This window comes from Kocuria sp. cx-455, from assembly GCF_057707085.1.
The window spans coordinates 697,636-712,815 of record NZ_JBYIPM010000001.1 but is presented as its reverse complement, the minus strand read 5'-3'; the positions used below and the strand labels follow the sequence as shown (position 1 = coordinate 712,815).

The window sequence follows — 15,180 nt, the reverse complement described above, 5'->3', positions numbered from 1 at the left end:
CCCAGCCGATCCCGAGGAGGATATGTGAGCCACGGAGACCTTCCGCTGGATGTAGCAGATCCGCTCCAATCCTCGCTCGCGGGCGGGACCCAGGGCATGCTGTTCGACGAGGATCTGGTCAGTTTCGACGAGACCGTCGGGTTCCGCGGACCCACGGCCTGTAAGGCTGCTGGCATTACTTATCGCCAACTCGACTACTGGGCGCGTACCAGTTTGGTCGAGCCCACGGTGCGCGGGGCCAAGGGTTCGGGCTCGCAGCGCCTCTACTCCTTTCGGGACATCCTGGTTCTCAAGGTCGTCAAGCGACTTCTGGACACGGGTGTGTCGCTGCAGCAGATTCGTTCCGCCGTGGGTGCTTTGCGGCTGCGCGGGATCGAGGACCTCACGCAGCTCACCTTGATGTCCGACGGCGCCAGCGTCTACGAATGCACATCGCCCCACGAGGTCATCGACCTGGTTCAGGGGGGACAGGGTGTCTTCGGCATTGCCGTGGGCCGGGTCTGGCGCGAGATCGAGGGTGCCCTGGCGTCCATGCCCGCCGAACACACAGCGGTGGCCGCCACTGACGCCGATGAGGAATTCCCCGAGGACGAGCTCTCCGCACGCAGGGCGCGCCGTCGCAAGAAGAACGCCGGCTGACGCCTTCTCATCACCCGACGGGGACCCGAGCGGAACTGGCCCCGGATTCACCATGAGCCGGTAGTTACTTCAAAAGCCCGGTGAGGATGGAGCTGAAGCGCTCCGCCAGGACCGCGGCTTGTTCCCCGGGCCACCTGTGGACGGGCCACGCGGCACCCTGAACTTGCTGCATAACGGGAGCATCCGGGAGGATCGGTTGCACTACGAGCTCACCGAACAGCTCATGGAGTTCAGAAATGCGGTGCGAGTGTTCGGAGAAGTCCTCGCGAGCCCGGTTCACGACCACACCCGCGGCGGGCACGGCCCAGAGTTTGGAACTCTCGAACTGGGCCAGCGCGGTCATCGTACGTTTGGTGCCGGCCACGGAGAAAAGCGAGGGCTCCGCCACGGAGAGCACCTTGTGGGAGGCCGCCCACGCCATGCGGGTCAGCACGGTGAGGCTGGGCGGGCAGTCAATGAGTACCAGCTCGTACGTATCCACCCCGTGCAGTACCGTTTCCAGACGTTTGAGATCTTTGGCCTTGAAACCTGAACGGTCCAACGGCGAGGACGCTGCGGAACCCGGTGCCACGTCCAGGACGGGCCGTGGGGACGAATCAGGGGTGATGGGATGCGCGGTCCACGACGCGGCAACTGCGATGTTGGACACGGCACCTTTCTTCGGTTTGCGCAGAATGGAACCGATGTCGCGGGAGGGCTGAGCGTGGGCACCCAGGGCGGTGGACGCATCCGCGTGGGGGTCGAGATCAACCACGAGAGTGGGAATGCCCGCATCCAAAGCGGCCGAGGCCAGGCCGAGAGTTACCGATGATTTGCCCACGCCGCCCTTGAGACTGCTGATGCTGACGATCTGCACTGTGTCCTCTCCCGGTTCAGTGCCCCGGCCACCGGGACACACCAATGTCCATGCTAACGGCTGGACTTATAGCCCTTTCGTCACGAAGGGACCCGTTTCGTTACACAGTGTGGTCAGTCCACAGGTATGATGTGGGTCTCACGTATGCTGAGACAGCTAGTTCGCTATCTAACGCAGCGCCCGTCGAGGCCCACTGGTCCGGGGGCGCGGAACGGCAGTACATGTTCTCCAAAATCCTGGTGGCCAACCGCGGCGAAATTGCTATCCGAGCATTCCGTGCCGCCTACGAACTCGGCGCGAAAACCGTGGCCGTGTTCCCGCACGAAGACCGCAATTCCATCCACCGTCAGAAATCTGACGAAGCGTACCCCATTGGCCAAGAGGGCCACCCGGTACGTGCGTACCTGGATGTGGACGAGGTCGTTCGTGTGGCCAAAGAATCCGGCGCCGATGCCATTTACCCCGGTTACGGGTTCCTGTCCGAGAACCCCGAGCTCGCCCGCGCCGCCGATGCCGCGGGCATCAAGTTCGTCGGGCCCAAGGCGGAGATCCTGGAACTCGCGGGCAACAAGGTAGCGGCCCTGCGCGCAGCGAAGCGCGCGGGGATTCCGACCTTGCGATCCACCGAACCTTCCTCGGACAGGGACCAACTGATCGAAGAGGCCGAGAAGATCGGTTACCCGCTGTTCGTGAAGGCCGTGGCCGGCGGTGGCGGGCGCGGCATGCGCCGCGTGGAGGCCTCCAAGGATCTGCCCGGTGCACTCGATGCCGCCATGCGAGAAGCGGACACCGCGTTCGGTGACCCCACCGTGTTCATCGAGCAGGCAGTACTGCGCCCACGGCACATCGAGGTGCAGATCCTTGCGGACAACGAGGGCAATGTGGTGCACCTGTTCGAGCGTGACTGCTCACTGCAGCGCCGCCACCAGAAGGTCATCGAGATCGCCCCGGCACCCAATCTGGATGATGACATCCGTCAGGCCCTGCACCGTGACGCCGTGAAGTTCGCCAAGGAACTCGGCTACGTCAACGCCGGTACGGTGGAGTTCCTGGTGGACACCGCCGGCGAGCGCGCCGGTGAGCACGTGTTCATCGAGATGAACCCTCGCATCCAGGTGGAGCACACCGTGACCGAGGAAATCACGGATGTCGATCTGGTCCAGGCCCAGCTGCGCATTGCCGCCGGTGAAACCCTCGAAGATCTCGGGATCAGTCAGGACACACTGCGCGTGCGCGGCGCCGCACTGCAGTGCCGCATCACCACCGAGGACCCCGCCAACGACTTCCGCCCGGATGTCGGCAAGGTCTCGGCCTACCGTTCCGCCGGCGGCGCGGGCGTCCGTCTTGACGGTGGCACGCTCTATGCCGGCGCCGAGATCTCCCCGCACTTCGACTCGATGCTGGTCAAACTCACGTGCCGCGGAGGCGATTACACGACCGCGGTTCACCGTGCGCGCCGCGCCCTGGCGGAGTTCCGAATCCGCGGCATAGCCACCAACATTCAGTTCCTGCAGGCCGTCCTGGACGACCCGGACTTCATTGCCGGAGACGTGGCCACCGACTTCATCGAGAATCACCCCGAGTTGCTGCGCGGCAAGACCTCCGCGGACCGCGGGACCCGCGCCCTGACCTACCTGGCCGAGGTCACGGTCAACAAGCCCAACGGTGAGCGCGTGGACGGTATTGACCCCCGCACCAAGTTGCCCCATTACCCGGGCGACAAGTCCGACGAACCCTACCGCAGCCCCTTCGACGGTCCTTCGACCCACGAGCCGCCGGCCGGTTGGCGCCAGGTGCTCCAGGAGAAGGGCCCGGAAGGGTTCGCTCAGGAACTGCGCGCGTACAAGCCTGTGGCGGTCACGTCCACGACCTTCCGCGACGCCCACCAGTCGCTGCTGGCCACCCGGGTGCGCACCCGCGATCTGCTCGCGGCGGCGCCGGCCTACGCACATACCCTGCCGGGCCTGCTGTCGATCGAGGCCTGGGGTGGCGCGACCTACGACGTCGCTCTGCGCTTTCTGGGCGAGGACCCCTGGGACCGCTTGCGCCGCCTGCGCGAGGCGTTGCCGAACATTCCCATTCAAATGTTGCTGCGCGGGCGCAACACCGTGGGTTACACGCCGTACCCCGCCGAGGTGACCAACGCGTTCGTCGCCGAGGCCGCAGAAACCGGCGTGGACATCTTCCGCATCTTCGATGCCCTCAACGATGTGGACCAGATGCGCCCGGCGATCGAGGCCGTTCGCGCGACCGGGACCGCCGTGGCCGAGGTGGCCCTGTGCTACACCGGTAACCTGCTGGATCCCCGGGAAGAGGTCTACACCCTCGAGTACTACCTCGATCTTGCCCAGCAGTGTGTGGACGCCGGGGCCCACGTCCTGGCCATCAAGGACATGGCCGGGCTGCTGCGCCCGGAGGCCGCCCGCAAGTTGGTGACGGCGCTGCGCGACCGTTTCGACCTGCCGCTGCACCTGCACACCCACGACACCGCCGGGGGCCAATTGGCCACCCTCATGGCCGCCTCGGAAGCCGGCGTGGACGCCGTGGACGTGGCGTCCGCATCGATGGCGGGAACCACGTCGCAGGTCTCCGCGTCCGCGCTGGTGGCGGCGCTTGAGAACACCGAGCGCGACACCAATCTGGGTCTGGATGCCGTGAGTGATCTGGAACCCTACTGGGAAGTGGTGCGCGGGATCTACAAGCCCTTCGAATCGGGGCTGAACAGCCCCACGGGTCGCGTGTACCGGCACGAGATCCCGGGCGGTCAGCTCTCGAATCTGCGCCAACAAGCCATTGCGCTGGGTCTGGGTGAGAAGTTCGAGGCCGTCGAGGACATGTATTTCGCCGCGGACAAGATGCTCGGCCACCTGGTCAAGGTGACCCCGTCCTCCAAGGTCGTGGGTGACCTCGCGTTGCAGCTGGTCGGCATGGACGTGGACCCGGCGGAGTTCGAGGCGAACCCCAACAAGTTCGACATCCCGGACTCCGTGATCAACTTCCTGGCCGGTGAACTGGGTACCCCGCCGGCGGGCTGGCCCGAACCGTTCCGTTCCAAGGCTCTCGAAGGTCGCAATGTGACCCTCGGGGACAAAGAACTCAGCGAAGAGGATCAGGAAGGTCTCAATCAGCCCGGCGAGAAGCGCCGTGCCACGCTGAATCGCTTGCTGTTCGCGGGGCCCACCAGGGAGTTCGAGGCGTCGCAGGTGAAGTACGGAGACCTGTCCGTTCTGCACACCCGTGATTTCCTCTACGGTCTGCGCCAGGACTTCGAGCACGTGATCTCACTGGGCAAGGGCGTGCGCCTGCTGGTGACACTGCAGGCCATTTCCGAACCTGATGACAAGGGCATGCGCACCGTGATGGTCACCCTGAACGGCCAGTTGCGTCTGCTGGAAATCCGTGACAACTCTGTCAAAACGGATTCCGTGGAGCTGGAGAAGGCTGATTCCGCCAACCCGGGTCACGTGGCGGCGCCGTTTGCCGGTGCCGTGACGGTCACGGTGGCCGAAGGTGACACCGTGGAGCCCGGTCAGGCGGTGGCCACGATCGAGGCCATGAAGATGGAAGCCTCCATCACCACGCCCACAGGCGGAAAGGTCTCGCGGGTCGCCCTACGGGACGTAGCGCAGGTGAGCGGCGGTGACTTGGTTCTGGTGATCGAGACCGAATGACCGCCGATTTGCCAGGCTCCCTAGGATGGGATCCATGCGCGAATTCGATCTCATCATTGTGGGCTCCGGCTCCGGCAACTCCATCCTGACGGAGGAGTATCAAGACCTGAACGTGGCCATCGTGGAACCGGGTACTTTCGGTGGAACGTGCCTCAACGTGGGGTGCATTCCCACCAAGATGTACGTGTACCCGGCCACGGTGGCCCGTGAAGCCGAGGAAGCGGCCCGTCTCGGGGTCGAGGCGTCCGTGGACTCGGTGGACTGGCGGGCCATGCGAGATCGGATCTTCTCCAGGATCGATGCCATTGCCAATGGCGGCCTGACCTACCGCCAATCCCTGGAGAACGTGAGCGTGATCCAGGAATACGTGCACTTCGTGGCACCCAAGGTTCTGGAGACCGAATCGGGGGAGCGGATCACCGCGCCCCACATCGTGCTGGCCAACGGCTCACGCGTTCGGCTGCCCGAGGTACCCGGCATGGACCTACCGGGGGTCCACACCTCGGACACCGTGATGCGTCTGGACGAGTTGCCCGAATCCATCATCGTGGTGGGCGGTGGGTACATAGCCGCCGAGTTCTGCCACGTGTTCAACGGCCTGGGGTCCAAGGTCACCCAGCTCAACCGTTCCGAGCGGCTGCTGCGGCAGCACGATGACACAATTGCCGAGCGCTTCAAACGCGAAGCTGCCCTGCAATGGGACCTGCAATTGAACCGCTCCATCACCGGTATCGAGCAAACAGCGGACGGCAAACTCACGGTGACCGCCGCGGCGTCGGACGAATCCCTGGAAACCTGGGAAGGGACGGCGGACGTGGTCCTGGTGGCCACCGGGCGCGTGCCCAACTCGGACACCCTCAATCCTGCGGCGGCACACGGGGATGTGTTCGATTCCGGGTTGCTGGCCGTGGACGAATACCAGCGGGTGCTCAGCGATGGCCAGCCCGTCGAGGGACTCTGGGCCCTGGGGGACGTGTGCTCGCCGTACCAGCTCAAGCACGTGGCCAATGCGGAAGCCCGCACGGTCGCGCACAACGTGTTGCACCCGGAATCGCTGCGCGCCACCGACCACCGCTTTGTTCCCTCGGCGGTGTTCACGGACCCACAGATCGCGACCGTGGGTCTGACGGAACAGCAGGCGCGCATCTGGGCCGAGCGGAACGATACGGAGATCACCGTGAAGGAGCAGAGATTCGGTGATGTCGCCTATGGCTGGGCCATGGAGGACTCGGTGGGGATCTGCAAAGTGATTGCGGACAGGAGCACCGGATTGCTGCTGGGCGCGCACTTGATCGGTAAGGATTCGTCCAACCTGATCCAGCCGCTCATCCAGGCCATGTCCTTCGGGCAGACCGCCCACGAGATCGCGCGCGGTCAGTACTGGATCCACCCAGCGCTGGCCGAAGTGATCGAGAACGCGCTGCTCGGACTGGATCTCCCCGAGCAGGACTGAGGTTCACACGAGGAACCGGACACTACGTCCGGTTGGGTGCGCCGTTGCCTACGTGGTGTAGAGAGCCTCAATCTGCTGTGCGTAATCCGCCATGACCTTGGCGCGCTTGAGCTTCATGGAAGGCGTCAGGTAACCATCCTCGATCGTGAAGTCGTGATCCAGGATCTCGAACTTTCGGATGCCTTCCGCGCGGGAGACCTTGGCGTTGGCGTGGTCCACGATCTTCTGGACGTGCTCGATGACCGCCGGCTCCTTGGCGGCCTGCGCCGGTGTCAGTGACGAGTCCAGACCCAGGGTCGGGAGGACCCTGGGCAACGTGTCCGGATCCAGGGTGATGAGCGCGGAAATGAAGGGCCGGTTGTCACCGAGCGCAATGATCTGTCCCACGGTGGCCGAGGCCCTGATCGGGTCTTCCAGCATGTTGGGTACCACGTTCTTACCCGCGGCGGTCACAATGATTTCCTTCTTGCGCCCGGTCACGGTCAGCAGTCCCTCGTCATCGAGGACTCCCAGGTCTCCGGTCGCGAACCACCCGTCGTGAAAGCTTTCCGCGGTCTTGTCGGGCATGCCGTGGTAGGCGCGGAACACGTTGTTGCCGCGCACCAGGATCTCCCCGTCCTGGGCAATGGCGATCTCGTGGCCCGGGATCGGGTGGCCCACGGTGCCCAGGCGGTTGATGCTGGGGAAATTCGCCGAGATGGGAGCGGTGGTTTCGGTGAGGCCGTAGCCCTCCACCACGTAGACGCCAATGCCGTTGAAGAAATGACCCAAGCGCGAGCCCAGGGCGGCGCCGCCGGAGACGGCATAGCGAACCGCGCCGCCCATGGCGTTGCGCAGCGTGGAGTACACGAGCTTGTCGTACAGGCGATGCTGGGCCTCGAGCAGCGGGGAGACCTTGCCCGCTTGCGAGGCCTTGGACCACTCGACGGCCACGGCGACTGCCCGGGCGAAAATGAACTTCTTCACGGGGGAGGCCGCCGAGGCCTTCAGGCGCGCGCCCACGAAGATCTTCTCGAAGACGCGAGGTACGGCCAGGATGAACGTGGGGTTGAACCGCCCCAGGTCTTCCATGAGCCCGGAGACGTCCGGGGTGTGGGCCAGGGTGACGCCGGCGTCCAGCGCAATGACTTCCACGAAGCGCGCAAACACGTGGGCCAGCGGCAGGAACAACAGCGTGCGGGCACCCGGATAAATCACTTCCGAGGCCACGGCAATGGTGTTGGCCGAGCACCCGACAAAGTTTCGGTGGGTCAGTTCGCAGCCCTTGGGCGGGCCGGTTGTCCCCGAGGTGTAGATCAGGGTGGCGGTGTCGTCCAGGGAGATTCCCCCGTGCGGGTTGTCGAAGTCCGTCCGGTCGGCACCTTGGGCTATGAAGGTCTCCAGCGAGGACTTCTGATCGGCCGTGTCGAACACACAGATGCGGGACACGGCATCGAACGGGGTGATGGCGGCGGCAACCTCAACGCGCTCGGCCAGCTCGTCCGTTTCCACGAAAATTGCCCGCGCCTTGGAATCGGAGAGGATCCAGGCGATCTGGTCCGGGGAAGATGTGTCATACACGGGCACGGGGACGGCGCCGACCCACCACAGGGCGAAGTCCACCAGCGACCACTCGTAGCGCGTGCGACTCAGGATGCCCACGCGGTCGCCGGGTTGGATGCCCCGAGCGGCCAGGCCACGAGCCACGGCAATGACCTCGTCGCGGAACCGTCGAGCCGTGACATCGCGTTCCTTGCCGCCGGCCAGGATCGTGTACAGGACGATGTCCGGGTTCTCGCGTGCTTGGCGGGCCAGGATTTCGGCCACGCTGTTGTGCGGAAGCGGGTCAACCGCGGGGGGTACGCTCACGCGTCTCATGGGTCACCTTCTTTGCAGAGATTTCCAGCCAGCCTACTGTGTGATCAGGCTCATGCCGCGGCATGTATGGACGTGTCCACTTCCGCGGTGGAAAATCACTGTCAGACCACGGCGCCGTCGTCGTCCCGGGGATCCTCGGGAAGAGCGCGAAAGACCAGGTACAGGCCCCCGATCAACCCGGCAACACCGGCGGCCCACACCACCCCGGGTAGTGAACCGGGTAGCGCCGCCAGACCCACCATGATGACGATGACCGCCAGGATCACCGTCACGGCCCGAATCATGTGGGCACTCACACCGCGGGTGATCTCTCCCGGATCGGGGTTGTACGTCTCGTCCTCCTCGGACTCGAAGAGTTCGAGGGGCACGTCCGCGGCGGGTTGTTCCCGGGGTTGCCACGGAATCTCGTCGGCCCAGGGCTCGGCCTCCTCGTCATCGCGGGGCACGTTGTCCCAGTCGTTACCGTCAATGATGCGGCGGAAATCGTCGTCGGGCCGCGGGTCCTCGGGGTCTCGAGTGCTCATGCCGACGCCGCCGCCTCGCCGGCGGAGGTCGTCAGACCAAGGCCGCGCATGAGGTTCTGGACCGCCTGACGGGAGGCCGTTTCCACAAGGTCCTGGTCGTAGTCCATGGTGGCCACGTGAAAACTGTTGGGCAGGGTGATCACAGCCACGGGTCCCGCGCTGCGTTCACGAATGAGGTCCACGGACGCATCCGCTACCACGTGGTCCTCCGCCGAGCGGAAGACGAGGGCCGGAGCGCTGACCGCGGGAAGCGTCTTGATCGCCTGCCGGATCAGGAGGTTGAGCTGTGCCACGGCAGCCAGCGGAGTGCGGTCATAGGTGACCTCACCCTCGGAGGGGCGGTTGATGTCGCTACCGATTCCGGGGACCGAGGCCACCACGTGGCGGGCAATGTGGCTGTACGCGGCGGCACGGCTGGTCAATGCCAGAGCGGGGTTGACCAGGAGCAGTCCCGCCACGCGGTACCGCGCCGCCAGGTGAATTGCCAACGCGCCTCCCATGGACAAACCGCACACCACCACGTGGTCGTGTCGGGAACGCAGCCGCCAGTACTCCTCGTCCACGGCGTCACGCCACGCGTGCCAGTTCTCCTTGGCCAATTCCTCCCACGAGGTGCCGTGACCCGGCAGGAGCGGAACGGACACGGACGGGTGGCGGCCGGCGGCGTCGTCGGCGTGGTGAATGGCGCGCGCCCACTCGATGACCGAAGCGGTCGTGGACGTGAACCCGTGCAGTACCAGTACCCCCACGGATGCGGAACCGGGGAAGAACTGATGGCCGTGTGTTGCGGGATCAAAGCTCATGGCGCCATTGTGCCAGCCCGGGTACGAGGCATGAGAGAATCCAGCGGGGATGTCGGTACGCGCACTGCTGATCCGCGCGTACCAGACCCGTTCGATGCCGCGGTCAAGTGGTTCAACAACAGCTTTCCGGAAGGATCCGAGTCATGGTGTACATGTTCCTCAAACGCTATGTGGTGGGCCCCGTGGTGAACACGGTTTACCGCCCCAAGGCGATCGGATTGGAGAACGTCCCCTCCCAGGGCGCGGCCATCCTGGCGAGTAACCACCTGTCCATCTCGGATTCCGTGTTCATGCCGGTGGCGGTGCCCCGCCAGGTCTATTTCCTGGCCAAGTCCGAGTACTTCACCGGCCCCGGGGTCAAGGGCAAGGTGGTGGGGGCCTTCTTCCGCGCCATCAACCAGATCCCCATGGACCGCAACGGGGGCAAGGCCAGCGCCAAGGCTCTGAGCGCCGGCGGCCAGGCTCTGCAGGACGGCAAGCTGCTGGGGATCTATCCGGAGGGCACGCGCTCGCCGGACGGCCGCCTGTATCGCGGCAAGATCGGTGTGGCCCGGCTGGCGTTGGAAACTGGCGCGCCCGTGGTGCCGATCGCGATGGTGGGTACGGACAAGATCCAGCCGCTGGGCTCCAAGTTCCCGGACCCCCGCAAGGCCAAGGTCACCACGATCTTCGGTCAGCCGCTGGACTTCTCCCGGTTCAAGGGCCGGCACGGGGACCACGCCCTCTTGCGTGAGGTCACGGACCAGATCATGGCGGCGATCCAGGAATTGTCCGGCCAGGAGACCGCGGCCGTGTACGCCGCCAATTACAAGAAAGAACTGGCGGAGCACAAGCGCGAACAGTTCAAGACACAGGTCAAGGATGCCGCCGAATCCGCCCGTGAAAAGGGCCGTTCGATGTCCGCCACCGTGTCCCAGCAGGCGGAGCAGTTGGGCTCCAAACTGCCCGGTCGTTCACATGATGGACATGATGACCACTCCTCGGACCGGAACGCCTAGAATGGGACAATGACCTCTGTAACCCAGTCCGAACAATCACGCTCCAGGATTACCCCCTCGCCCAGTGCCGCCAACTATCCCGGCCTGGACGAGTGGCGTCATCGGACCATTGGTCAGCACCCGCAGTGGTCCGAGCATCCGGATTTCGCCTCCACCATTGAGGAGCTCAACGCCGTCCCGCCGCTGGTCTTCGCCGGTGAGGTGGATCTGCTGCGGGAGCGCTTGGCGGCCGTGGCCGCGGGCAAGGCGTTTTTCCTGCAGGGTGGCGACTGCGCCGAGACATTTGCCGGTGCCACCGCGGACAAGATCTCCGGCCGCGTCCGGACCCTGCTGCAGATGGCCGTGGTCCTCACCTACGGCGCCTCGCTGCCCGTGGTGAAGATGGGTCGCATGGCGGGCCAGTTCTCCAAACCCCGGTCGTCCAACCTGGAGACCCGCGGTGATCAGACCCTGCCGTCCTTCCGCGGTGAGATGGTCAACGGCTTCGATTTCGACGAGTCCTCCCGCGTCCACGACCCCAACCGCATGCTGCGCGGCTACCACACCTCCGCATCCACGCTGAACCTCATTCGTGCGTTCACCACCGGCGGTTTCGCGGACCTGCGCCGCGTGCACGCCTGGAACATGGGCTTCGCGGCCAACCCCGCCTACGCGCGCTACGAATCCATGGCCCGCGAAATCGATCACGCGGTCAAGTTCATGGCGGCCTGCGGTGCCGATTTCGACGCGCTCAAGACCACGGAGTTCTTCGCCGGTCACGAGGCACTGTTGCTCGACTACGAGCGCGCGTTGACCCGCATCGATTCCCGTACCGACCTTCCGTACGGCACGTCCGGGCACTTCCTGTGGATCGGGGAGCGCACCCGCGAGCTCGACGGCGCCCACGTGGACCTGCTCTCGCGCCTGCGCAACCCCATTGGTGTGAAGCTCGGCCCGTCCACCACGGGCGAGGACGCGTTGCGTTTGATCGATGCGCTGGACCCGAAGCGCGAACCGGGTCGTCTCACGTTCATCATCCGCATGGGCGCGAAGAACATCCGCGAGAAACTCCCGGCCATCATCCAGGCGGTTGAGGGTTCCGGCGCCAAGCCGGTGTGGGTGACCGACCCCATGCACGGCAACACCGTGTCCCTTCCGTCCGGGTACAAGACCCGCAACTTCGAGGACGTGGTGGACGAGGTCCGCGGCTTCTTCGAGGTGCACCAGTCGCTGGGTACGTTCCCGGGTGGCATCCACGTGGAAATGACCGGCGACGACGTCGCCGAGTGCCTGGGCGGTTCGGACCCGGTCAACGAATCCTCCTTCGCGGAGCGTTACGAAACCCTGTGCGACCCGCGACTGAACCACATGCAGTCGCTGGAGATCGCGTTCCTCGTGGCGGAATACCTCTCCGCACAGCGCTGAGACCGCTCAACCACCGCTGCGGCACCGCCGGTGATTCCTCTAAAGGATGTCATCTGTCGGTGCCGCGGCGCGGTGGTGATTGCCACGGACTCAGATCACCGTGAGGATCACGGTATCTCCGTCTTCGCGCTGGTGCACCACGCGGTCCAGAGTGGAGCCCACGGGGCGGTTCACCTCGACGGTGAATCCCCGTTGCTCCAACGACTCCCGCGCCGAATCGACGTTCTGACCTACCACGTTGGGAGCCGGCTCCGTGGGGCCGGCCAAGGCCACGGTCAGGTCCACGACCGAGCCCTCCTCGGCACTGGACCCCGAGGCCGGTTGTTGCTCCACCACGGTGCCCGCGGGTTCCTCCGAGAACCGGGGCTGTACTGCGCCCACGGAAAAACCTGCCCGGGTGATGGCGTCGCGGGCCTCGTCCAGGGACATGCCCTCGACCAACGGCACGTCCACCTGGGCCGGGCCTTCCGAAACCAACAGCACCACTTGCTCGAGACCGCGCACCTGGGAGGATGCCCCGGGGTCCGTGGCAATCACCGAGCCGGCAGGGACCTGCGCGTTGGTCGTCGTGTGGACGCCCACGTTGCTGATTCCGGCCCCGTCCAGGGTTCGTTCCGCAGTGGCCACGGAGCTGCCCGATACATCGGGCACGGTGGCGGCAGTGGTTCCCGGTCCGGAGGCCAGCCACCAGCCCAAGAACCCGGCCAGGGCCAGAGACAGGACGAACACCACGGCGCCGATGGCCAGGTGCAGCGGTTCGGGTTGCGGGTTGAGCGTGATGCGGGGTTGATCCGGCGTGCGGTGCGCGGTAGAGCCTGCCGCCGTGATGGCCACGGTTCGAGTCGCATCCAGGTCGTCCCGGGGCAGAATGCCGGCGGCCGGAACGGGCCGATATGCCGGAGCTGACGGCGGCAGTGCCCGAGTCTCGTCGGACGGGGGCATCAGGTCGGTCGGCTGATCCAGGGAGACCGGATCGATCACGGACGGCAACGACCGTTGAATCGCGAGGGCAAGATCCAGCAGGGCGGTGGCGTCGGCGGGGCGCGCCTGCGGATCGCGTGCGGCGCAGCGCCGCACGAACTCGTCCAGGCTGCCGGGGATCCCGTTGGAGGTGCGGCTCGGGGCGGGAACGTCGCGACTGACGTGGGAGTTGGCGACCTGGAGGGCGGTGCCGGTGTAGGGCCGGGAGCCGGTGAGCATTTCGTAGGTCATGATTCCCACGGCGTACACGTCGCACCGTTGATCCACGGGTTCATGGCCCACGAGTTCCGGTGCCGCATACGCGACCGTGCCCAGGATGGTGCTCGTGGCGGTGTGCTCGTCCACCGCGCGCATCAGACCGAAGTCCGCGACCTTGACGTCCCCGCCGGCGGTCAACAGCACGTTCTCCGGTTTCATGTCTCGGTGGACCATGCCGTAGCGATGCGCCTGGGCCAGGCCGCGCAGCACGGGGACCAGCAGTTCCAGGGTGCGGCGCGCGGTCATGGGGGATTCGCGGGCAATCACCTGGCGCAGGGTGGGCCCGTCCACGTATTCGAGGACCAGGTACACCACGCCGTCCTCCGTGTGGCCCTGATCCAGTACGGCCACCACGTTGGGATGGTGTAACCGTGCGGCGCCCTTGGCCTCACGCTGGGCGCGTTCCACGAATTTGGGGTCGTCCGCGTAGTGGCCGTGAAAGATTTTCAGCGCCACGGAACGATCGAGGCGCTCATCCACCCCCACGTAGACGGAGGCCGTTCCTCCCGTGGCCAATCGGCGTTGGATCCGGTAGCGCCGGTCCAGCAGTGTGCCGCTCAGGCGGTCCTGGTGGGAATGGTCAGTCAAATCGCTTTTCCTGCGCGGAAACCGCTCGTACGTAGTCCTTGGTGTCCGAGAACAAACCATAGGTCTTCACACCGTGCAGACCCTGGTAATACGCGGCGATACCCATCTCCTTGGACGGCGTCTTGTCCTGGAGTTCCTTGATGATGGCCACACCGGCGGTGACGTTGTCGCGGGCGTCCAACAGGTCCAGATCGCGACCCACCAGCTGGGACGCCCACTCTCCCGCGGACGGGATGACCTGCATGGTTCCCACGGCATCCGCGGGGGAGACCACACCCTGCTGGAAACCGGATTCCTGAGCGGCATGAGCCAGCGCCAACGTGGGTTCCACGCCCATTGACTCAGCGGTCTCGCGGACCAGGGATTGCATGGCCTCCTGGGACGGCAGGTCCCGTTTCTGCAACTCGGCGTGGTGTTTGTTCGCCGAATCCACCACGTGCCGGGGATAGGTCCTGCCGGCGAACGTGTTGTCCACGGCGGGTTCGGGTGCCGCCTTCGGAGCCTCCGGCGCCTTGGTCTTGGGCGCGGGTTCGGGCGCCGACGCCGCGGCGGGCGAATGAGCGGCGTCGGCGGCCCTGGACGCGGCCTGGGAGCCGGGGATGGTGAGCGTGCGCCCCGGGCGCAACAACGAGGAGGCATCGAGGTCGTTCGCGCGCTGCAACTCGGCCACGCTGACCCCGTGGTGGTCCGCAAGGTCCCACACGGTGTCCCCGGGGGCAACCGTGTGGTGCGCGCTCGGGGGCTGGGGCGTGGCTGTCCCGGCGGGCTCGTCCTGGGTGTGTTCTTGAGGCCGACCGGGGACCGTGAGGCGATCCCCCGGGCGCACCATGGCGTGAGCCGGGATCTTGTTGGCCTTCATGAGGTCGGTGACCGTCACGCCATGCTTGGTGGCTAGGGACCACACGGAGTCGCCCGGGGCCACGGTGATCTCGCCCGGCGCATGAGCATGCTGGGAGGCGGCCTCGTTCGCAGGTGGCGCCGGCGATTGCGCGTGGGCCACACCCAGGGAGCCGACGGCGGACAGAGCGGCCAGCGCGGTGACCGCGGAGCCCTTGGTGGCCTTGCGCGCCCACGTGGACCGGGCGGACGGGCGATGTTCGGGTGGCTCAACCGGCATGTTCGTGCTTCCTGCCTAAGTACGAGGGTGA

11 protein-coding genes are annotated in these 15,180 nt (G+C 65.7%); 5 read left to right on the top strand and 6 right to left on the bottom strand.

Features of this window, described 5'->3' with window-relative positions:
- Window positions 1–24 precede the first annotated feature (24 nt).
- Complete coding sequence (locus AC3ENJ_RS03245) at window positions 25–639, top strand: MerR family transcriptional regulator (RefSeq protein ID WP_308495931.1); 615 nt, start codon at window positions 25–27, stop codon at window positions 637–639.
- Window positions 640–703: 64 nt separating this feature from the next.
- On the opposite strand, the gene AC3ENJ_RS03240 is transcribed toward AC3ENJ_RS03245, so the two are convergent.
- On the bottom strand, window positions 704–1,495 hold the full coding sequence (locus tag AC3ENJ_RS03240) for a ParA family protein (RefSeq protein ID WP_431813048.1): 792 nt from the start codon (window positions 1,493–1,495) through the stop codon (window positions 704–706).
- Window positions 1,496–1,716: 221 nt separating this feature from the next.
- Here AC3ENJ_RS03240 and AC3ENJ_RS03235 point away from each other — a divergent pair, with 221 nt between their 5' ends.
- On the top strand, window positions 1,717–5,166 hold the full coding sequence (locus AC3ENJ_RS03235) for a pyruvate carboxylase (RefSeq protein WP_431813047.1): 3,450 nt from the start codon (window positions 1,717–1,719) through the stop codon (window positions 5,164–5,166).
- A 34-nt stretch (window positions 5,167–5,200) separates the two neighbouring features.
- Window positions 5,201–6,619, top strand: coding sequence for a mycothione reductase (locus tag AC3ENJ_RS03230; RefSeq protein ID WP_431813046.1), 1,419 nt, complete (start codon window positions 5,201–5,203; stop codon window positions 6,617–6,619).
- A 48-nt stretch (window positions 6,620–6,667) separates the two neighbouring features.
- Here AC3ENJ_RS03230 and AC3ENJ_RS03225 read toward each other — a convergent pair whose 3' ends face one another.
- From AC3ENJ_RS03225 to AC3ENJ_RS03215, 3 genes are all read right to left on the bottom strand, one after another.
- A complete protein-coding gene (locus AC3ENJ_RS03225) occupies window positions 6,668–8,467 on the bottom strand; it encodes an AMP-dependent synthetase/ligase (protein WP_431813045.1) in 1,800 nt (599 codons plus the stop codon).
- A 110-nt stretch (window positions 8,468–8,577) separates the two neighbouring features.
- Window positions 8,578–9,000: a hypothetical protein gene (locus AC3ENJ_RS03220; protein ID WP_431813044.1), complete on the bottom strand. Its 423-nt coding sequence runs from the start codon at window positions 8,998–9,000 to the stop codon at window positions 8,578–8,580.
- Window positions 8,997–9,803: an alpha/beta hydrolase gene (locus AC3ENJ_RS03215; RefSeq protein ID WP_190782389.1), complete on the bottom strand. Its 807-nt coding sequence runs from the start codon at window positions 9,801–9,803 to the stop codon at window positions 8,997–8,999. Before AC3ENJ_RS03215 ends, AC3ENJ_RS03220 begins: the two co-directional genes overlap by 4 nt.
- Window positions 9,804–9,946: 143 nt before the next feature.
- On the opposite strand from AC3ENJ_RS03215, the gene AC3ENJ_RS03210 reads away from it, so the two are divergent.
- Window positions 9,947–10,801 (top strand): 1-acyl-sn-glycerol-3-phosphate acyltransferase, encoded by an 855-nt coding sequence (locus tag AC3ENJ_RS03210; RefSeq protein WP_190782388.1) that lies wholly within the window; start codon window positions 9,947–9,949, stop codon window positions 10,799–10,801.
- Between the two features lie 9 nt (window positions 10,802–10,810).
- Window positions 10,811–12,205 (top strand): class II 3-deoxy-7-phosphoheptulonate synthase, encoded by a 1,395-nt coding sequence (locus AC3ENJ_RS03205; protein ID WP_190782387.1) that lies wholly within the window; start codon window positions 10,811–10,813, stop codon window positions 12,203–12,205.
- 90 nt (window positions 12,206–12,295) lie between these two features.
- Here AC3ENJ_RS03205 and pknB read toward each other — a convergent pair whose 3' ends face one another.
- Window positions 12,296–14,032, bottom strand: coding sequence for a Stk1 family PASTA domain-containing Ser/Thr kinase (gene pknB / locus AC3ENJ_RS03200; RefSeq protein ID WP_431813043.1), 1,737 nt, complete (start codon window positions 14,030–14,032; stop codon window positions 12,296–12,298).
- Window positions 14,025–15,149, bottom strand: a complete 1,125-nt coding sequence (locus AC3ENJ_RS03195; protein WP_431813042.1) for a lytic transglycosylase — start codon at window positions 15,147–15,149, stop codon at window positions 14,025–14,027. Before AC3ENJ_RS03195 ends, pknB begins: the two co-directional genes overlap by 8 nt.
- Window positions 15,150–15,180 lie beyond the last annotated feature (31 nt).

Bases quoted from the DNA above. Each gene is read 5' to 3' on its own strand.
- AC3ENJ_RS03205 (WP_190782387.1), top strand. From the start codon at position 10,811: ATGACCTCTGTAACCCAGTCCGAACAATCACGCTCCAGGATTACCCCC.
- AC3ENJ_RS03215 (WP_190782389.1), bottom strand. From the start codon at position 9,803: ATGAGCTTTGATCCCGCAACACACGGCCATCAGTTCTTCCCCGGTTCC.
- AC3ENJ_RS03230 (WP_431813046.1), top strand. From the start codon at position 5,201: ATGCGCGAATTCGATCTCATCATTGTGGGCTCCGGCTCCGGCAACTCC.
- AC3ENJ_RS03235 (WP_431813047.1), top strand. From the start codon at position 1,717: ATGTTCTCCAAAATCCTGGTGGCCAACCGCGGCGAAATTGCTATCCGA.
- AC3ENJ_RS03220 (WP_431813044.1), bottom strand. From the start codon at position 9,000: ATGAGCACTCGAGACCCCGAGGACCCGCGGCCCGACGACGATTTCCGC.
- AC3ENJ_RS03210 (WP_190782388.1), top strand. From the start codon at position 9,947: ATGGTGTACATGTTCCTCAAACGCTATGTGGTGGGCCCCGTGGTGAAC.
- AC3ENJ_RS03195 (WP_431813042.1), bottom strand. From the start codon at position 15,149: ATGCCGGTTGAGCCACCCGAACATCGCCCGTCCGCCCGGTCCACGTGG.